An 18,865-nucleotide genomic window follows, 5' to 3' on the forward strand; every position below is an offset into this window, starting at 1 on the left:
CTTTCCGTAGTTCAAAGACCTCATCGATGACGAAGTCGAAACCATGATGGCACGATGACTGACGGAATCGACAGTCACCCAGCGTTTTCACGCCGTGACGGCCCGACCCTTCCGCGCGGCGATGAAGGAGCGCACACCGAGAACGACGTACACGATGAGCAGCACGAAGGTGATGGTGCTGAGCACCACGGCCACGGGCCTCTCGGCGGTTCCCGCGAACACCTCGCCGATCTTGAGCACGTTCATGAGCGTGCCCGCGATACCGAGGAGCGCGACCACCAGCGCGACGTGGATGCCGATCTTCGGCCGCTTCACACCGATGAGGCCGAAGACGACGAGGAGCGCGCCCAGGATGGAGGGGATGAGGGCGGTCCAGCTCGCGAACTCGGTGGCGATGTACCCGATCACCCCCAGGACGATGAGAACGGCGCCGAGGATGATGGTGATGCGGGGCATGGGGATGTCCTGTTCGCTGGGTGTCGTTGTCGCCCCGACCCTATCGAAGCGAGCTGCGAGCGAGGTCGAGGGCGACGAGCATCGCCCACAGCTCCGCGCGGCCGCGGAAGGTGTCGAGCTGCAGGTCGAGCTCGCGCCCGAGCTCCGCCATGCGCTGCTTCAAGGTGTGGCGGTGGAGGCCGAGCTCGCGGGCCGCGGCATCCCACACCGCGTTGTGCGCGAGCCACACCGCCGCCTCGCCGAGCCGTGCCGTGCCGTCGGGTGTGGCGAGCTGGCCGCCCAGCCGCAGGCGGGCGAGCTCGGCGACCCTCGACTCGGTGAGGAGCCCGAGCACGGTGCCCGCCATCAGCTCGTCGAAGGCGAGGATGCGGCCCGGTGCGGCACCCGCGAGCGCCGCGACCGCCTGCGTGAGCGCCTCGTCGAGAGTGCGCCAGCGCGCCTCCGACGACAGGCCCGCCCTGGCCTCGCTCTCGGCCAGGCGTGCCTCGACGGCGACGCGGCTCGTGCCGTCGACGAACAGCAGCAGCTGGGCGTCGTGCTCGACCACGAACAGTCGACGGCCGCGGCCGGCAGCCATGCGCTCGAGGGAGTCGCGCAGGGTCGGCGCGACCTCGCCGGCTGCGAGGGCGAGGATGCGGAACGGCTCGGCCGGCAGCTGGGCCGGCAGGTGCTCGAGCGAGCGGCGCACGGCGTCGACGCGCCCGTCGCGGAGCAGGGCGAGCAGCTGCTGGGCGACAGAGCGGAAGCCGAGCCGCTGGTCTTCGGCGTGCTCGAGGGCGAGCTCGGTGAGCGCCGTCAAGAGGGTGATCACAGAGAGCTCGGCGGGGGTGAGCGGGTCGGAGCGCACCGCGACCACCGCCCCGAGCAGCCGTCCGGAGTGGCCGAGGGTCTGCACCGACCACGAGCCGCGGTCGTCGTCGCCGTGGTCGCGCGCGCGGGTGCCGCGTCGCAGCAGCGCCACGGCCCGCTCGCGCAGCCACCCCGGCGCCGCCCCCTCGAGCACGGCGCCATCGGGGTCGAGCACCGCGACCGGGCAGCCGAGCGCGCGCGACGCGCTGTCGACCGCGGCGGCGAGCCCGCCCGAGCCGAGCACCGCACGCGAGATCGACTCCTGGGCGGCGAGCGCCCATTCGAGCAGCCGGCGCTGCTCGGCGGCGATGCGGTCGGCGACGAAGCGGCTCACCGCGATGAAAGGGGTGGCGTAGGGCACCTCGACGAGTGCGACCCCGGCCGACTCGCAGGCCTCGATCAACTCGGCCGGAGTTCCCGCCCGCAGCACCTCGGTGCCGAAGCCGAGGGCGACGACACCCGCTGCCGCGACCCGCTGCACGTAGGCCTCGTAGTCCCTGAGTCCCTCGAAGGCGAGGAACTGGCGGCCCGTCGTGAGCAACAGCTGCCCGGCTTCGAGGAACGGGCTCGGGTCGTCGAGATCGCTGGAATTCGACCAACCGAGCTCGACGCCGTCGTCGCCGGCGAGCATCCGGATGCTCAGGGGGCGATGTAGAACCAGGTCGCGCACGGTCACAGGCATGCCACAGTGTCGCACAACGACGACCAGTCTGCCAGATCGGCAGAGGCGCCGGGGTCAGCGGCGACCTAGCGTGGAGGGCGCACCGCCCACCGTCGTGACCAGGAGGACCTCGTGACCATCGCACCCACCGCCCCGCCCGTCGTCGGCGGGCCTTCGCTCCCCCAGCGCCGCGAGCTCGTCACCGAGATCCCCGGCCCGCGCTCGCGCGAGCTCCACGCCCGCAAGACCGCCGCCGTCGCCGACGGGGTGGGCGTCACCCTTCCCGTCTACGTCGAGGCGGCCGGCGGGGGCGTCATCCGCGACATCGACGGCAACTCGCTCATCGACTTCGGCTCGGGCATCGCCGTGACCGGTGTCGGCAACTCGGCACCCGCCGTCGTCGAGGCCGTGAGCGCCCAGGTCGCCGCCTTCACCCACACCTGCTTCACCATCACCGGCTACGAGGGCTATGTCGCAGTCGCCGAGAAGCTCAACGAGCTCACCCCGGGCGACTTCGACAAGCGCACCGCCCTGTTCAACTCGGGCGCCGAGGCCGTCGAGAACGCGGTGAAGATCGCCCGCCACCACACCGGCCGGCAGGCCGTCGTCGCGTTCGACCACGCCTACCACGGGCGCACCAACCTCACGATGGCGCTCACCGCGAAGGCGATGCCCTACAAGTCGGGCTTCGGGCCGTTCGCCCCCGAGGTCTACCGCGCGCCGCTGTCGTACCCCTACCGCGACGGCGGGCTCTCGGGCGAGGCCGCGGCCGCCCGGGCCATCAGCGTGATCGAGAAGCAGATCGGCGCCGCGAACCTCGCCGCCGTCATCATCGAGCCGATCCAGGGCGAGGGCGGCTTCATCGTGCCGGCCGAGGGATTCCTCCCGGCGCTCCAGCGCTGGTCCCGGGCGAACGACGTGGTGTTCATCGCCGACGAGGTGCAGACGGGCTTCGCCCGCACCGGAGCCTTCTTCGCCAGCGAGCACGAGGGCATCGAGCCCGACCTCATCGTCACCGCGAAGGGCATCGCGGGCGGCCTGCCGCTCTCGGCGGTCACGGGTCGCGCCGACATCATGAACTCCGCCCACGCCGGCGGTCTCGGCGGCACCTACACGGGCAACCCGCTCGCCTGCGCCGCAGCGCTCGCCACCATCGAGAGCTACCGCAGTGAGAACCTCGTCGCGCGCGCCCGCGAGCTCGAGACGCTGTTCCGGGGTCGCCTCAACGCCCTGCGCGTGAACGACCCGCGCATCGGCGACGTGCGCGGCCGCGGCGCGATGATGGCGATCGAGCTCGTCGACCCGGCCACGGGCGAACCCGACGCCGCGCTCACCGGTCGCGTCGCCGCTGCGGCACACGCCGCGGGGCTCGTGCTGCTCACCTGCGGCACGTACGGCAATGTCATCCGCTTCCTCCCTCCCCTGGCCATCTCCGACGAGCTCGCGCTCGAGGGCCTCGACGTGCTGCGCGACGCACTGGCCGCCTCGTGAACGCGCCGGTGACCGCAGGCACGACGTCTGCCACGACCGCGGGCTCGACCGTCGCCGCCGACGCCGGTGTGCAGGCGCTGACGGATGCGCACTCCCAGCTCGCCGAGGCCGTCGCCTTCCACGGCTATGACGAGGGCACCCACGCCACCCTCGCCGCCTCGCGACGCGAGCTCACCGTGAGCATCCCGCTGCGCCGCGACGACGGCTCGGTCGAGGTGCTCACCGGCTACCGCGTGCAGCACAACATCTCGCGCGGGCCGGCGAAGGGCGGCCTCCGCTACAGCCCCGGCGTCGGCCTCGACGAGGTGCGGGCGCTCGCCATGTGGATGACCTGGAAGTGCGCCCTGCTCGACGTGCCCTACGGCGGCGCCAAGGGCGGGGTGGCGATCGACCCGCGCCTGCACTCGCGCGCCGAGCTCGAGCGGGTGACGAGGCGCTACACCACCGAGATCCTGCCGATCATCGGCCCGCAGCACGACATCCCCGCCCCCGACATCGGCACCGACGAGAACGTCATGGCCTGGATCATGGACACCTACTCAGTGAGCAAGGGCCACACCGTGCCGGGCGTCGTCACCGGCAAACCGCTCAGCCTCGGCGGCTCGCTCGGCCGCTCCAGCGCCACCTCGCGGGGGGTCGTGCACGTCGCTCTGGCGGCGCTCGACTCGCTCGGCATCGAGCACCGCGCCGCGACGGCCGCCGTGCAGGGTTTCGGCAAGGTCGGCCGCGACGCCGCGCGCTTCCTGCAGCAGGCGGGTGTCGCCGTCGTGGCGGTCGCCGACCAGTACGGTGCCGTGCACGCCTCGGGCGGGCTCGACGTCGAGGCGCTCGCGCGGCACGTCGACGCGGCCGGCTCCGTGGTGGGCTTCGAGAACGCCGAGCCGATCGAGGGCGACGAGCTGCTCGAGCTCGCCGTCGACCTGCTCGTGCCGGCGGCCGTGGAGGGCGTCATCAACGCGCAGAACGCGTCGCGCATCGCGGCCCGCGTGGTGGTGGAGGGCGCGAACGGCCCCACCACCCGCGAAGCCGACCGGGTGCTCGCCGACTCCGGCGTGCTCGTCGTTCCCGACATCCTCGCCAACGCCGGCGGGGTGATCGTGTCGTACTTCGAGTGGGTGCAGTCGAACCAGTCGTTCCGCTGGGGTCTCGACGAGGTCGAGTCACGCCTCGCCGAACGCATGCTCGGCGGCTGGCACGACGTCACCCGCTTCGCGACCCAGCACGACCTCACCCTGCGCGCCGCCGCCACGGCCCTCGCCGTGCAGCGCGTCACCGAGGCCCACCGCCAGCGCGGCCTCTACCCCTGATCGAGCACCCCGCTCCCGCTCCACCCGATGCACCCCTGACGACGAAGGACGGCACCATGACCACCGCACCGCACGAGACCGAGCTCCTCTCCCGCATCCCGAACCGCCTGTTCATCGGCGGCGAGTGGGTCGCGGGCGAGGGCGAGAAGACGCTCGACGTGTTCGACCCCGCCACCGGGCAGCGCCTCGTCTCCATCGCCGACGCCTCCCCCGCCGACGGCCTGCGCGCCCTCGACGCCGCGGTGGCCGCGGCCGAGGAGTGGGCGGCCACCCCGCCCCGCGTGCGCGGCGAGATCCTCCGCCGCACCTTCGACCTGCTGCAGGAGCGGCGCGACGAGGCGGCGCTGCTCATGACCCTCGAGATGGGCAAGCCCCTCGCCGAGGCCCAGGGCGAGGTGACCTACGGCGGCGAGTTCCTGCGCTGGTTCTCGGAGGAGGCGGTGCGCATCACCGGGCGCTACGGCGACAACCCCGAGGGCACCGGCCAGATGGTGGTGTCGCAGCGGCCCGTCGGCCCCTGCTTCCTCATCACCCCGTGGAACTTCCCGCTCGCGATGGCCACCCGCAAGATCGGGCCCGCGCTGGCCGCCGGCTGCACAGTCGTGGTGAAGCCCGCCGCGCTCACGCCCCTCACCACCCTCTTCCTGACCGGACTGTTCGAGGAGGCTGGCCTGCCGAAGGGTGTGCTCAACGTGGTCACCACCTCGGCGTCGGCGAAGCTCTCCGACCCGATCATCGCCGACCCGCGCCTGCGCAAGCTCTCCTTCACCGGCTCGACCCCGGTGGGCAAGGCGCTCATGAAGCAGGCGGCCGACAACGTGCTGCGCACCTCGATGGAGCTGGGCGGCAACGCCCCCTTCGTCGTGTTCGACGACGCCGACCTCGACAAGGCGGTCGACGGCGCGATGGCGGCGAAGTTCCGCAACATCGGCCAGGCCTGCACCGCGGCCAACCGCTTCATCGTGCACAGCGCCGTGGCGAAGGCCTTCGCCGACAAGCTCGCCGAGCGGGTGCGCGCCATGCGCATCGGCCGCGGCACCGACGAGGGCGTCACCATCGGCCCGCTCATCGACGACAAGGCGGTCGCCAAGACCGGCGAACTCGTCGACGACGCCGTCGAGCGCGGCGCCACCCTCGTGGTGGGCGGTCACGCCCTCGAGGGCGCGGGCAGCTTCTTCGAGCCGACCGTGGTGACCGGGGTGCCGTTCGGCAGCGACATCCTGCGCGAGGAGATCTTCGGCCCGGTGGTCTCCATCGTCGAGTTCGACGACGAGGCCGAGGCCGTGCGCCTGGCCAACGACACCGAGTACGGGCTCGTCTCCTACGTGTTCACCGAGTCGCTCGCTCGCGGCCAGCGCATGATCAAGGCGCTCGACACCGGCATGATGGGGCTGAACGTGGGCGTGCTCTCCAACGCCGCGGCGCCCTTCGGCGGGGTGAAGCAGTCGGGGCTCGGCCGCGAGGGCGGGGCCGAGGGCATCCACGAGTACCTCTCGACGAAGTACACCCTCATCCCGAACAGCTGATGCGGAGGGCCCCCGACCGCTAGGTTGGGGGCCAGCTCCCCCGAAAGGATCCCCGAGATGAGATTCATCGTCGGCTACACCGACACCCCGGCGGGTCGCGATGCGCTCGCTCTCGGGGTGCGGCTCGCCCGCGCCACCGGCGCCCGGCTCGACCTGGTGCTCGTGCTCTCGAGCGAGGAGCGGGCCACCATCGTGCCGGCCGACCCCGGCTACGAGCGCTACGTGAGGGAGACCGCCGAGGGCTGGCTCGCCGAGGCGCTCGGCACCGTTCCCGACGACGTGCGGGCGGGCTCGCACGTCGTCTACGCGGAGTCGTTCGCCGACGGGGTGCTCGACGCCGCGCGCGTGCTCGACGCCCGGCTCATCGTGGTGGGCGCGGCGCGCGGCGGCATCCTCGGGCGGTTCACCCTGGGCAGTGCCGCGAACGCGCTGCTGCACGCCGCGACGGTTCCGGTGGCGCTCGCCCCCGACGGCTGTCGTGACACCGCCGGTGATGCGCCGATCAGCCGCATCACCTGCGCCGTCGGCACCCGGCCGGGGGCCGAGGCACTGCTCGGTTCGGCGATCGGCGCCGCGCGGGCGGCGCACCTGCCGCTGCGGCTCATCTCGCTGGTCGCGCTCGACCAGCCGGTCGACTCTCAGCACCGCGACGCGATCGTGCGGGCAGCAGCCCACGCCACCGCGGTGCTCGAGCGCGCGGCTGCCGGTCTTCCCGACGACGTCGAGGTGACCTCCGAGGTCGTCACCGGCCGCCGTGTCGAAGACGCCGTGAGCGGCCTCGACTGGGAGCCCACCGAGATCGCCCTGGTGGGCTCGAGCCGGCTGGCCCAGCCCCGGCAGTTGTTCCTCGGTTCGACCGCAGCGAAGATGCTGCGCGAACTGCCCGTTCCGCTCGTCGTCGTGCCCCGCGACGCGGCAGTCACCATCGGAGACGCGTCATGACCCCTCCCGAGACCAGCGCCCCCGTCACGGCGGCCACCGCCGCCCTGTCGAAGAAGGGCCTCGGCGCCGGAACGGTGGGGCTCATCGGCGCCATCGTCATCGGCATCTCGTGCATCGCCCCGGCCTACACCCTCACCGGGGCGCTCGGCCCCACCGTGGCGGCCGTCGGCACGCACGTGCCCGCCATCTTCCTGGTCGGCTTCATCCCGATGCTCCTCGTGGCCTTCGGCTACCGCGAGCTGAACAGCCGCATGCCCGACTCGGGCACCTCCTTCACCTGGGCGACGCGCGCCTTCGGGCCCTGGATCGGCTGGATGGCCGGCTGGGGGCTCATCGCCGCCACCATCGTGGTGCTGTCGAACCTCGCCGGCATCGCCGTCGACTTCTTCTACCTGATGCTGTCGCAGATCTTCCAGAACCCCGACATCGCCGACCTCACGACCAACCCGTTCATCAACGTCGTCACCTGCCTGGCGTTCATGCTCGGGGCGACGCTCATCTCCTACCGCGACATGCAGACCACCCAGAAGCTGCAGTACGTGCTGGTGGGCTTTCAGCTGCTCGTCATGGTGTTCTTCGGAATCGTCGCGTTCATCCACGTCTCCGCCGGCGACGCCTTCGACGCGCTCCCGATCTCGCTCGACTGGTTCAACCCCTTCGCCGTGGGCTCGTTCAGTGCCTTCGCCGCGGGGCTGTCGCTGTCGATCTTCATCTTCTGGGGCTGGGATGTGACGCTCACCATGAGCGAGGAGACCAAGGGCTCCTCCTCCACCCCGGGCAAGGCCGCCACGGCGACGGTGGTCATCATCGTGGTGCTCTACCTCTTCCTCACCGTCGCGCTCATCAACTACGCGGGGGTCGGCGAGGGCGAGTACGGGCTCGGCAACCCCGACATCCAGGGCAACGTCTTCTTCTCGCTGGCGGGGCCCATCCTCGGGCCGCTCGCCATCCTGGTGTCGATCGCCGTGCTGTCGTCGTCGGCCGCGTCGCTGCAGTCAACCTTCGTCTCGCCCGCCCGAACGCTGCTCGCGATGGGGCACTACGGCGCGCTGTCGCCGAAGTTCTCGAAGGTGCACCCGCGCTTCTTCACCCCCGGCTACGCGACCATCGTGTCGAGCGTCGTCGCATCCGTCTTCTACACCGTCATGCGGTTCATCTCCGAAGACGTGCTGTGGGACACCATCACCACGCTCGGCATGCTCATCTGCTTCTACTACGGGCTCACCGCGTTCGCGTGCGTCTGGTACTTCCGCAAGCAGTGGTTCGCGAGCGTGCGCAACGCCTTCTTCCAGTTCGTCGCGCCGCTGGTGGGCGGGCTGATTCTCGCGGTGCTGTTCGTGACGACGCTCATCGAGAGCGCGAACCCCGACTACGGCAGCGGGTCGAACATCGGCGGGGTGGGCCTGGTGTTCATCCTCGGCATGATCATCATCGTCGCCGGCATCGTCATCATGCTCGTGCAGGCGAAACTGCGGCCCGACTTCTTCCGCAACAAGACCCTCGCCCGCGGCGTCGCCGGCGACGCGAACGAAGCGGATGCGGCGCTGCCGGAGTAGAGCGCCGCACCGTCGCTAGTCGGAGACCTTCGACACCACCTCGCGGGCGATGAAGTCGAGGTGGTCGAGGTCGCCCAGGTCGAGGATCTGCAGGTAGACCCGCTCGGCACCCTGCTCGCGCAGCGCCCCGATCTTGTCGACCACCTCGGAGGCGGTGCCGGCGAGCCCGTTCGTGCGCAGCTCCTCCGGCTCGCGGCCGATAGCTGCCGCGCGGCGAGCGAACTCGGCCTCGTCGGCACCGACCACGGCCACGAGGGCAGCGGAGTAGACCATGTCGTCGGGGTCGCGCCCCATCTCGTCGCAGGCGCGGCGCACGTTCTCGAACAGCCCGGGCAAGGTGCCCGGGTCGGGGAAGGGCGCGTTGAACTCGGTGGCGTAGCGGGCCGCGAGCAACGGTGTGCGCTTCGCACCCTTGCCGCCCACGATGACGGGCAGCGGTGACTGCACGGGCTTTGGCAGCGCCGGCGAGTTCTCGAGCGTGTAGTGCTCGCCCGTGTAGGAGTAGGTGTCGCCGCGCTCGGTGGTCCAGAGCCCGGTGACGATCTCGAGCTGCTCCTCGAGCAGGTCGAAGCGCTTGGGCGGGAAGGGGATGCCGTAGGCCTTGTGCTCGGCCTCGAACCAGCCGGTGCCGAGACCCAGCTCCGCGCGACCGCCCGACATCTGGTCGACCTGCGCCACCTGGATGGCGAGGATGCCCGGGTAGCGGTAGGTCACCGACGACACCAGGGTGCCGAGACGGATGCGTTCGGTCTCGCGGGCGAGGCCGGCCAGCGTGGTCCACGCATCGGTGGGGCCGTAGCCCGGGTCGCCGTCGCCCATGCGCAGATAGTGGTCGGAGCGGAAGAACGCGTCGAAGCCGAGCGTCTCGGTGGCCTTCGCCACCGCGAGGAGTTCGTCGTAGCTGGCACCCTGCTGGGGCTCGGTGAAGATGCGGAAGTCCATGGTTCAAGGCTAGTGCGGGAACGGCTGTGTCGGACGGGCGTGCTTAGCTTGGGGCATGGCGATGAGCACCGCGGCAGGCACGGCAGACGACTGGTGGAAGGGTGCGGTGGTCTACCAGATCTACCCGCGCAGCTTCCAGGATTCGGACGGGGACGGCATCGGCGACCTGCGGGGGATCCTGCAGCGGCTCGACCACCTCGAGCGGCTCGGCGTCGACGTCATCTGGCTCTCCCCCATCTACCGGTCGCCGCAGGCCGACAACGGCTACGACATCAGCGACTATCAGGACATCGACCCCGTGTTCGGCACCCTCGCCGACTTCGACGAGCTGCTCGAGGAGGTGCACCGGCGCGGCATGAAGCTGGTGATGGACTTGGTGGTCAATCACAGCTCCGACGAGCATCCGTGGTTCGTGGAGTCGCGCTCGAGCCCCGACAGCCCGAAGCGCGACTGGTACTGGTGGCGCAAGCCCCGTGAGGGCTTCGAGCCCGGCACCCCGGGCGCCGAGCCGAACAACTGGGAGTCGTTCTTCTCGGGCTCGGTCTGGCAGTTCGACGAGGCCAGCGGCGAGTACTACCTGCACCTGTTCGACCGCAAGCAGCCCGACCTCAACTGGGAGAACCCCGAGGTGCGGCAGGCCGTCTACGCCATGATGCGCTGGTGGCTCGATCGCGGTGTCGACGGGTTCAGGATGGACGTCATCAACCTCATCTCGAAGGTGCTGACCCTGCCCGACGCCGAGCCGCTGCCCGGCCGCACGCTCGCGAACGGCGCCGCCCACTACACCTCGGGGCCGCGCCTCCACGAGTTCCTGCAGGAGATGCATCGCGAGGTGTTCGCCGGGCGCGAGGGGCTCATCACGGTGGGCGAGACGCCCGGGGTGAGCACCGAGGAGGCCGTGCTGTTCACCGACCCCGCCCGCGGCGAGGTCGACATGGTGTTCCAGTTCGAGCACGTGGGGCTCGACCACGGCCCGGCGACGAAGTTCCGGTCGCGACGGCTCGACCCGGGCGAACTCGCCGCGAACCTCACGCGGTGGCAGGATGCGCTGGCCGAGACGGGCTGGAACAGCCTCTACCTCGAGAATCACGACCAGGCCCGCTCGGTCTCGCGCTTCGGCGACGACGGCGAGCACTGGCGGGCCTCGGCGACGGCGCTCGCCACGATGCTGCACCTGCAGCGCGGCACGCCCTACGTCTATCAGGGGCAGGAGATCGGCATGACGAACGCGCCGTTCGCCTCGATCGACGACTTCCGTGACGTCGAGTCCCTCAACCACTACGCCGACGACCTCGAATCGGGCTCCAGCCCCGCCGAGGCACTCCTCGGCCTCGCCTCGATGAGCCGCGACAACGCCCGCACGCCTGTGCAGTGGGACGATTCGCCGAACGCGGGGTTCACCACCGGCACCCCCTGGCTCGCGGCCAACCCGAACGCCTCGCGCATCTCGGTCGCGGCGCAGGAGGGCGACGCGCACTCCGTGCTGGCCCACTATCGTGCGCTCATCGCGGTGCGGCACGAGCATCCGGTGGTCGCGACCGGCTCGTTCACCCGGGTCGACGCGGGCGACGAGGCGGTGTTCGCGTTCGAGCGGGCTGGCGCCGCGGCCGACGGTGAGGCCGACGGCGGCTCCGGCGGCGGCGAGCGGATGCTCGTGGTGGCCAACCTGTCGTCTGACGAACGCGTGCCCCGCTTCGAGAACACGGTGTTCGAGCGCTGGGAAGACGCGGAGGTGCTGCTCACGAACCTCCCCGGCTCGGAGGGCACGCCCGACGCGGCGGCACCACTCGCCCCCTGGGAGGCGAAGGTCTACCTCGTGCGCGACTGAGCCGCAACGGCGACGATTCCTTCGCCCCACCGCTCATGGTGTAACACTTTTTGCACGGTGTTACACTTGGGTATGCCCACCAAGAGTCCGCGCACGAACATCACGCACACCCCCCAGGTGCAGCACGCGCTCGACGTCGCGCGGACGCACTGGCCTCGTGAGAAGCGAGAGAGTGCGCTGATCCTGAACCTCCTGGAGGCAGGCGCGAAAGCGATCGAGGACAGCGACGAGTTCGCTGCCGAGCGACGAGTCGCGCGTCTTCGTGAGGTCGCGGGCAAGCACACCGGGCTGTACGAGCCGGGCTACCTCGACGGGGTGCGCGAGGGCTGGCCGGAGTGATCGTCCTCGATGCGGGTGTGCTGATCGGCTTCCTCGACAGCGCTGACGCCCATCACGAGGCCGCCGTGAAGATCCTCGAGCGGAACCCCTTCGGCTATCTCGTGCATCCGCTGACGGCCGCTGAGGTTCTCGTAGGGCCGGCGAAGCGCGGCGTGGAAGACGAGGTCTGGCGCGATCTCCGAGGGATCGGCGTCGAGGTTGCCGAGCTCGGACCAGAGGGGCCCCTCGCACTGGCCCGACTGCGCGCACGGTGGGGGTTGAAGATGCCCGACACGTGCGTGCTCGCCACCGCCGAGCAGTTCGATGTGCACCTCGCGACCTTCGACCGTCAACTCGCCACTGTCGCGACTCGCACCGCCCGTCTGCTTCCCGACGGGTGAGCGCACCCGGAACGATCGATCACACGTCGTGCCGCATCAGTTGTCAGCGGCGGCGTGGGCCACGGGGGCCGCGGGGGCCGGTCGCACGGAGGGCGCCGGTGAGGCCGGCGGCGGCGAAGACGAGGGTGGCGATGAGCACGACGCCGATGGCGAGGGTCCAGTTGTCGGTGGCGTCGTGCACGGCGCCGATGAGGGTGGGGGCCGTGGCGCCGAGGGCGTAGCCGGTGCCCTGCACCATGGCCGAGAGGCGGCGGGCGTGGGTTCCCGTGAACGAGAGCTGCACCACGAGCATGAAGACGACGGTGATGCCGCCGCCCTGGGCCACGCCGCCGAGGAAGCCCCAGGCGAGCCAGCCGCCGGGGGCGAACATGAGCCCGAGCGGGAAGGCGACCCAGAGCGCGGCGACGAGGGCGAAGGTGGGCGGGATTCCGATGCGCTGTGCGAGCAGCGGCACCCCCAGCGCGCCGATCACCGCGGCGATCTGGAAGATGGAGGAGCTGGCGCCCGCATCCGTCGCCGAGTAGCCGAGCTGCTGCTCGAGCACGGTGGGGAACCAGGCGGTGAGGCCGTAGTACGAGAACGCCTGGCCGGCGAAGGCGAGCGCGAGCAGCACCGCAGAGAGGTTGCGCCAGGTGCGCGGCTCGGGGGCGGCGAGGGGAATGCCCCTGGTGTCGATGGCGACGGTGTCGACGGCGCCCGTCTCGACCGCCGGCTTCACCAGGCCCCAGCGCAGGGCTTTGCGGCCCACCGCTACGAACCAGGCGACGGCGGCGAGCACGACGAAACCCGTCCAGGCGAGCAGGGCGCCTCGCCAGCCGAAGGCGGCGGCGAGGGGGACCGTCGCGAGGGAGGTGATCATCGAGCTCACGTTCATGGCCGCGGTGTAGGCGCCGGTGACGATGCCGACCCGCTGCTCGGGCACGTCGCGGCGGATGATGACCGGGATGACGACGTTGCCGATGGTGATGAAGGCACCCATGATGACGGTGCCGACGAAGGTGGCCTCCACTCCCCCGGCCGAGCGCACGATCGAGCCGATGCCCACTCCGAGGATGGCGATGGTGGTCGAGAGGTTCGCCCCGGCCTTGCCGATGAACAGCGACGCGAACGGCGTCATGACGGCGAAGCAGAGCACCGGGAGGCTCGTGAGCAGGCCCGCCTGGGCGGCGTTCAGGCCGAGGTCGGCGCTGATGGGGCCGGTGACGGGGGCGACGGCGACGATCGGGCCGCGCAGGATGAACCCGACGAACACCACGCCGAGCACCAGGGTGACGGGGAGGCCCGCGCGGAGGGCTCGGTTCATCGGAAAATCCTGGTTCCCGGTCGCCGCCCCCGCACCGCCGACGGCTGACCGTCATCGGTGGGGAGCGGGGTGGTGCCCCTCCATCGTACGCGCGGCGGGCGGGGCGCTACGCCGTCGCGGGCACCACCGGCACGACCCATCCGATCTCCACCGGCCTCCGGCGTCTCGCCAGAGCCGCGATCGCGAGCACGAGGCTCACCACCAGGATTCCCGCCATGACCAGGCAGGCCGTCACCACGGTGCCCGCCTGCCCACCGGTGAGGATGGTCTGGATGCCCGACACCGCGTAGCTCAGCGGACTGATGGCGTTGACGGCCTGGAAGGGGCCGGAGAGCAGCTCCACCGGGTAGAGCCCGCCCGTCGCCGCGAGCTGCAGCGCGAGCAGCACCAGCGAGATCACCGAGCCGAGCCTGCCGAACGCGGTGCTGAGGAACTGCTGGAACGCGGTGAACGCGAGCGCCACGAGCAGCGAGAAGCCGAGGGTCGCGGGGAGCGAGCTCCAGGCCACCCCGAGCACCAGGTGCAGGAACGCCACGAGCAGGGCCGCCTGGACGGCGGCCACGCCGGCCGCACGCCCGAAGGTGCGGAGGGCGAGGCGGGCGGTCGGCGCCGAGGAGGCGAGCACGGCCCGCGAGAGCGGCCGCAGCCAGAGGAACACGGCGAGCGCCCCGAGCCACAGGGCGACCGGGAGCATGATCGTCGAGACGATCTGCCCCACACCCGACACGTTGTTCAGGCTGGTGGTGTCGACAGCCAGCGGCTGCGCCACCACGTCTGCCGCGTCGGCGGTGTCGGTGGGCACGGTGCCGGTGAGCTGCTCGGCCCCGCTCGAGAGCCCGTCGGAGAGCTGCTGCGCGCCGTCACCGAGCTGCGAGGCCCCGTCGGAGAGCTGCTCGGCCCCCGGCACCGTCTGCGCGACACCGTCGGCCAGCTGCGTCACCCCGTCGGCGAGCTGAGTCGCCCCGGGCACCGTCTGCTCGAGTCCCGACGCGAGCTGCGACACCCCGTCAGCCAGCTCCGTCGCCCCCGGCGCCGTCTGAGCCAGCCCCCCGGCCAGCTGCGCGCTTCCGTCGGCGAGCTGCTGCGCGCCCGAGGCGAGAGGCTCGCCGCCGGCGGCGAGCTGCTGCGCGCCGCTCGAGAGCTGCGCGATGCCGTCGCTGAGGGCAGGAAGCCCTGCGGCGCCGTCGGAGAGCGCGGATCCGCCGTCGGCGAGCTGCGTCAGACCCCCCGAGATCTGTTCCAGGCCCGACTTGAGATAGGCGGGCACTGTCGGATCGGCCTGAGCGGCCGCGTTGAGGTCGGCGAGGCCCGACGCCGTCTGGGACACTCCACCCGTGTACTGGTCGATGCCCGAGGAGAGCTGCCCGAGCTCGGTCGTCTGGCCGGCCAGGGCTCCCAGCCCGCCCGCGAGCTGGCTGACACCCCCGGTGTACTCGGAGATTCCGCTGCTGAGCTGCTGGGCTCCGTCGGCAGACTTGGACGCCCCGTCGGAGAGTCGGGTGAGGCCGTCGGCGAGCTGGGTGGCGCCGGGGGCCGCGGCGGAGGCGCCGGAGGCGAGCTGGCCGAGGCCGTCGGCGAGCTGGGAGGCGCCGGAGCCGGCGGAGGCGGCACCGGTGGAGAGCTGGCCGAGGCCGTCGGCGAGCTGGGAGGAGCCGTCGGCGAGACCGTCGGCGCCGGTGGCCAGCTGGGACGCGCCGTCGGCGGCGTCGGTGAGGCTCGTGCCCACGGTGTCGAAACCGGTGTAGATGCCGTTCACCACCTGCGCCGTGACGAACGACCCGAAGTTCGCCTGCACCGCCGACGCCACTGTCGACGCGACGATGCCCGAGAGGTAGCCGTGCGACGCATCCGTCTCGATCTGAATGAGACCCTTCTCGGGCGAGGTGCTGCCGAGCGTGTTGATCGACGCCGAGAACCCGGGCGGGATCGTCATCACCGCGTAGTACCGCCCGTCGGCGAGGCCCGCCTGGGCGTCGTCGGAGTTGGTGACCGTCCACCCGAACCCGGAGTCTCCCCCGGTGAGCTCGGTGACGACGGCGCGCCCGGCGAAGTTCACCGTCTCGGTGCCGTCGGCGTTCGTGGTCGTCGTCATCTCGTCGTTGTTCACGATGGCGGCCGGGATGGTCGTCAGGTTCGTGTCGGCGTTCGCGAGCGCCCCCGCGAACAGGCCGTTCACCGCGAGGGGCGTGAACACCACGGCGAGCAGGGCGAGCACCGCCAGCACGATCTTGGTGCGCCGCCGCATGCGGGGCGTGGGGGTGGAGGTCGAGGCGCTCATCGGAGGGCTCCTTCTGAAGCGGAGGACGCGGAGGTAGCGGATGCGGACGCGGATGCGGATGCGGATGCGGAGGCGCCGAGGTCGATCACCACGAGCGGCCGCCCCCCGAGCGTGTCGGCACCCCCGGCGACGGCCCGGTCGAGCCCGATCACCACGGTGGTGTCGAGCCCCGCCACGGCCGCGACGGCGGTGGCGAAGCCGAGCGTCGAGGTGCTCGTGAACTCGCCGTCACCGGCGTCGGCCACGGTCACCCGGGCCCCGTCAGCGACACCCATCGCCACGTTGAGCAGCGTCGCCGCGAGCGGCGAGAGCTCGCCGATGGTGCGGTGCACGTCGATCTGCTCCTCGTCGGCGAACGCGTCGAGCGCGAGGTTGATGCGGCCCACGAGCCCCTCCGCCGTGCGCGCCGGCACCCGCCTGAACCACGGTTGCGCGAGCCGCAACCGTTCGAGCAGCGCGTCGCCCACCGTCGTACTCGCGTCGAGGCGCCGCGACTCGAGGTCGACCAGCGTCACCGCTCCCGCGACATCCGCGGCCTCGGACGGCAGGCCGTGCCCGAGCACCTGCAGATGACCCGCGGCCGGCGCGATGCGCCCGGCGAGCGCCGCACCCACGAGCCGGCGCGACTGCGTGTCGCCCACGAGCACCGCGGCGGCACCGAACGGCAGCGAGAACGACACCGGGCCGACGGCCCCCGCGACCTCGAGCCGCTCCGCCGTCACGACGTCGCCCCCGCGGTCGGCGGCCCAGTCGCGCTCCTCGATGTGGTCGCGCAGGCTCTCGCCTTCCACGTCGACGTTCGGCAGCGCCTTGTCGAGCCAGCGCGGCAGGTACCAGGCCCGCCGGCCGAGCAGTGTCATCACCGCGGGCACCAGGGTCATGCGCACCAGGAAGGCGTCGACCGCCACACCCACGGCGAGCGCGAGCGCGATGGCCTTGATCGGCCCCTCCCCCTCGGGCACGAAGGCGAAGAAGACGAAGAACATGATGAGCGCGGCCGCGGTGACCACGCGGGCGCCGTGCTGGAAGCCGATGCGCACGGCCCGGCGCGCATCCTTCGTCTTCACGTACTCCTCGCGCATGCCCGAGACGAGGAAGACCTCGTAGTCCATCGCGAGCCCGAACAGGATCGCCATGAGCAGGATCGGCAGGAAGCTGATGATCGGCCCTGTCGCGTGCACGTTGAGCAGGTCGGCGGCCCACCCCCACTGGAACACGGCGACCGTCACCCCGAAGGAGGCGCCGATGGTGAGCACGAAGCCGAGCGCCGCCTTGATGGGCACCGCGAGCGAGCGGAACACCATCGCCAGCAGCACGATCGACAGCCCCACCACGAGCACGCCGAAGGGCAACAGTGCCGCGGTGAGCTGGTTCGACACGTCGATCGCCACGGCGGTCTGGCCGCTCACGGTGAACGGGGTGCCGTACTCCTCGTCGATCTGGGGGCTCAGCTCACGCAGCCGTTCCACCAGCGCCTTGGTGTCGGGCGAGTCGGGCGCGGTGGTGGGGATGACCTGGAAGATCGCGGTGTCGAGCGTCTCGTCAGGGAGGCCCGGGCCCACTGTCGCGACGCCGGGAACGGTCTCGAGCTCCTTGCGGATGCTGTCGAGGTCGTCGAGCACGTCGTTCGTCTGCGTGATGTCGGCGACCACCACGACGGTGCCGTTGTAGCCCGGGCCGAACTTCTCGGCGACCGTGTCGTAGGCGATGCGGGTGGTCGACCCCTCCGGCTGAGACGCTGCCGTGGGCAGGTTGAGGTCGAGACTGAAGGCCGGGATGCTCGCCACACCGAGCAGACCGATCACAGCGATGAGGAAGACGACGGGCGCTTTCATCACGAGCGCGACCCAGCGCCCGCCGAGCGAGGGCTTGTGCGCCTTCGAGCCCTCCTCGTCGGCGTCGTGCTCGGTCGCGGCGAGGAGTCGCCGGTGGGCGCGGGAGCCGGGCTTCGGCGCCAGCTTGCCCTTCGCCACACCCATGATGGCGGGCAGCATGGTGAGCGCCACGAGCACCGCCACCAGCACCGCGAACGCGGCTCCGACACCCATGACGGAAAGGAACGGGATGCCCACAACGAGGAGGCCGAGCAGCGCGATGATGACGGTGAGGCCCGCGAACAGCACGGCAGCGCCCGCGGTGGCGACCGATTGGGCTGCCGACTCCTCTGCATCCATTCCCTGCGCCAATTGACTTCGGTGCCTCGACAGGATGAACAGCGCGTAGTCGATTCCCACGGCGAGGCCGATCATCACGGCCAGCATGGGGGCCGTGCTCGACACCGGTGTGAAGAACGCCACCGCCATGATGCCGCCCGTCGACAGGCCGACGCCGATGAGCGCGGTGAGCAGCGGGAGGCCGGCCGCCAGCAGCGAGCCGAAGGTGATGAACAGCACCACCCCGGCGAACAGCACGCCGACCGCCTCGGTGATGGTGAGCCCGAACTCCTGGCTCTGGAAGGCCTCTCCCCCGTAGGAGACCTGCATGCCCTCGGCGGTGAGGGTGTTGCCGACCTCCTGCACCTGCTCGAGCGTGGCGTCGGTGATGTCGGTGGCCGGCCCGTCGAACTGCACCTTGATGAGACCGGTGGTGCCGTCTTCGGAGATCTGGTTGGTCGCGTACTCCGAGTAGGGCGGGATGACGCTCGCGACCTGGTCGAGGTCGCCGAGCTCGTTCGAGACGTCGGTGATCTCCTGGGTGACGTCGGCGTCGTTCACCGACGCGCCGTCGGGGGCGACCACGACCACCGTGGCCCCGGCACCGGCTGCCGCAGGGAAGAGGTTCTCGAGCTTGTCGATGGTCTGCTGCGACTCGGTGCCCGGGATGGTGAAGCTCTCCTGGAACTGACCGCCGAGGGCGAGGCCACCGCCGAGGAGCGCACCGAGCGCGAACACCCAGGCGATGACGACGTACCAGGCTCGGCGGTAGGCGAACCGGCCGATGCGATAGAGCAGGGTGGCCACGGGAAGCTCCTCGGTGTTCGGGTGTTCGGGTGTTCGGGTGCGGGGTG

Annotated in this window: 14 protein-coding genes; 8 read left to right on the plus strand and 6 right to left on the minus strand. The window is 71.2% G+C overall.

Annotated elements, in window-relative coordinates:
- Positions 1–87 precede the first annotated feature (87 nt).
- Both HL652_RS15095 and HL652_RS15100 read right to left on the minus strand, forming a co-directional pair.
- On the minus strand, positions 88–456 hold the full coding sequence (locus HL652_RS15095; protein WP_171706069.1) for a hypothetical protein: 369 nt from the start codon (positions 454–456) through the stop codon (positions 88–90).
- A gap of 40 nt (positions 457–496) precedes the next feature.
- Positions 497–1,987 carry a PucR family transcriptional regulator gene (locus tag HL652_RS15100; protein WP_171706070.1) on the minus strand — a complete coding sequence of 497 codons (1,491 nt, stop codon included), beginning with the start codon at positions 1,985–1,987 and terminating at the stop codon, positions 497–499.
- A gap of 111 nt (positions 1,988–2,098) precedes the next feature.
- On the opposite strand from HL652_RS15100, the gene gabT reads away from it, so the two are divergent.
- Genes gabT through HL652_RS15125 form a run of 5 tightly spaced genes read left to right on the plus strand, consistent with a single transcriptional unit; the run spans position 2,099 to position 8,788 of the window.
- Positions 2,099–3,457 carry a 4-aminobutyrate--2-oxoglutarate transaminase gene (gene gabT / locus HL652_RS15105; protein WP_171706071.1) on the plus strand — a complete coding sequence of 453 codons (1,359 nt, stop codon included), beginning with the start codon at positions 2,099–2,101 and terminating at the stop codon, positions 3,455–3,457.
- An 8-nt stretch (positions 3,458–3,465) separates the two neighbouring features.
- Positions 3,466–4,764: a Glu/Leu/Phe/Val family dehydrogenase gene (locus HL652_RS15110; protein WP_371743513.1), complete on the plus strand. Its 1,299-nt coding sequence runs from the start codon at positions 3,466–3,468 to the stop codon at positions 4,762–4,764.
- Positions 4,765–4,820: 56 nt separating this feature from the next.
- Positions 4,821–6,290 (plus strand): NAD-dependent succinate-semialdehyde dehydrogenase, encoded by a 1,470-nt coding sequence (locus HL652_RS15115; protein ID WP_171706072.1) that lies wholly within the window; start codon positions 4,821–4,823, stop codon positions 6,288–6,290.
- Between the two features lie 57 nt (positions 6,291–6,347).
- Complete coding sequence (locus HL652_RS15120; protein WP_171706073.1) at positions 6,348–7,232, plus strand: universal stress protein; 885 nt, start codon at positions 6,348–6,350, stop codon at positions 7,230–7,232.
- Positions 7,229–8,788: an APC family permease gene (locus HL652_RS15125; protein ID WP_171706074.1), complete on the plus strand. Its 1,560-nt coding sequence runs from the start codon at positions 7,229–7,231 to the stop codon at positions 8,786–8,788. The genes HL652_RS15120 and HL652_RS15125 overlap by 4 nt, the downstream gene beginning before the upstream one ends.
- Positions 8,789–8,803: 15 nt before the next feature.
- Here HL652_RS15125 and HL652_RS15130 read toward each other — a convergent pair whose 3' ends face one another.
- Positions 8,804–9,730, minus strand: coding sequence for an LLM class F420-dependent oxidoreductase (locus HL652_RS15130; protein WP_171706075.1), 927 nt, complete (start codon positions 9,728–9,730; stop codon positions 8,804–8,806).
- Positions 9,731–9,785: 55 nt separating this feature from the next.
- On the opposite strand from HL652_RS15130, the gene HL652_RS15135 reads away from it, so the two are divergent.
- From HL652_RS15135 to HL652_RS15145, 3 genes are all read left to right on the plus strand, one after another.
- Positions 9,786–11,558 (plus strand): alpha-glucosidase, encoded by a 1,773-nt coding sequence (locus HL652_RS15135; RefSeq protein ID WP_171706076.1) that lies wholly within the window; start codon positions 9,786–9,788, stop codon positions 11,556–11,558.
- 72 nt (positions 11,559–11,630) lie between these two features.
- Positions 11,631–11,897 (plus strand): hypothetical protein, encoded by a 267-nt coding sequence (locus HL652_RS15140; protein ID WP_171706077.1) that lies wholly within the window; start codon positions 11,631–11,633, stop codon positions 11,895–11,897.
- Positions 11,894–12,277 carry a type II toxin-antitoxin system VapC family toxin gene (locus tag HL652_RS15145; RefSeq protein WP_171706078.1) on the plus strand — a complete coding sequence of 128 codons (384 nt, stop codon included), beginning with the start codon at positions 11,894–11,896 and terminating at the stop codon, positions 12,275–12,277. The genes HL652_RS15140 and HL652_RS15145 overlap by 4 nt, the downstream gene beginning before the upstream one ends.
- Before the next feature lie 43 nt (positions 12,278–12,320).
- Here HL652_RS15145 and HL652_RS15150 read toward each other — a convergent pair whose 3' ends face one another.
- From HL652_RS15150 to HL652_RS15160, 3 genes are all read right to left on the minus strand, one after another.
- On the minus strand, positions 12,321–13,580 hold the full coding sequence (locus tag HL652_RS15150; RefSeq protein ID WP_171706079.1) for an MFS transporter: 1,260 nt from the start codon (positions 13,578–13,580) through the stop codon (positions 12,321–12,323).
- 106 nt (positions 13,581–13,686) lie between these two features.
- Positions 13,687–15,858: a YhgE/Pip domain-containing protein gene (locus HL652_RS15155; protein ID WP_171706080.1), complete on the minus strand. Its 2,172-nt coding sequence runs from the start codon at positions 15,856–15,858 to the stop codon at positions 13,687–13,689.
- On the minus strand, positions 15,855–18,818 hold the full coding sequence (locus HL652_RS15160; RefSeq protein WP_171706081.1) for an MMPL family transporter: 2,964 nt from the start codon (positions 18,816–18,818) through the stop codon (positions 15,855–15,857). Before HL652_RS15160 ends, HL652_RS15155 begins: the two co-directional genes overlap by 4 nt.
- Positions 18,819–18,865: the final 47 nt, after the last annotated feature.

This window comes from Herbiconiux sp. SALV-R1 (assembly GCF_013113715.1).
Lineage (GTDB): Bacteria > Actinomycetota > Actinomycetes > Actinomycetales > Microbacteriaceae > Herbiconiux.

Bases quoted from the DNA above. Each gene is read 5' to 3' on its own strand.
- HL652_RS15155 (WP_171706080.1), bottom strand. From the start codon at position 15,858: ATGAGCGCCTCGACCTCCACCCCCACGCCCCGCATGCGGCGGCGCACC.
- HL652_RS15150 (WP_171706079.1), bottom strand. From the start codon at position 13,580: ATGAACCGAGCCCTCCGCGCGGGCCTCCCCGTCACCCTGGTGCTCGGC.
- HL652_RS15120 (WP_171706073.1), top strand. From the start codon at position 6,348: ATGAGATTCATCGTCGGCTACACCGACACCCCGGCGGGTCGCGATGCG.
- HL652_RS15125 (WP_171706074.1), top strand. From the start codon at position 7,229: ATGACCCCTCCCGAGACCAGCGCCCCCGTCACGGCGGCCACCGCCGCC.
- HL652_RS15140 (WP_171706077.1), top strand. From the start codon at position 11,631: ATGCCCACCAAGAGTCCGCGCACGAACATCACGCACACCCCCCAGGTG.
- HL652_RS15135 (WP_171706076.1), top strand. From the start codon at position 9,786: ATGGCGATGAGCACCGCGGCAGGCACGGCAGACGACTGGTGGAAGGGT.
- HL652_RS15100 (WP_171706070.1), bottom strand. From the start codon at position 1,987: ATGCCTGTGACCGTGCGCGACCTGGTTCTACATCGCCCCCTGAGCATC.
- HL652_RS15130 (WP_171706075.1), bottom strand. From the start codon at position 9,730: ATGGACTTCCGCATCTTCACCGAGCCCCAGCAGGGTGCCAGCTACGAC.
- HL652_RS15115 (WP_171706072.1), top strand. From the start codon at position 4,821: ATGACCACCGCACCGCACGAGACCGAGCTCCTCTCCCGCATCCCGAAC.
- HL652_RS15095 (WP_171706069.1), bottom strand. From the start codon at position 456: ATGCCCCGCATCACCATCATCCTCGGCGCCGTTCTCATCGTCCTGGGG.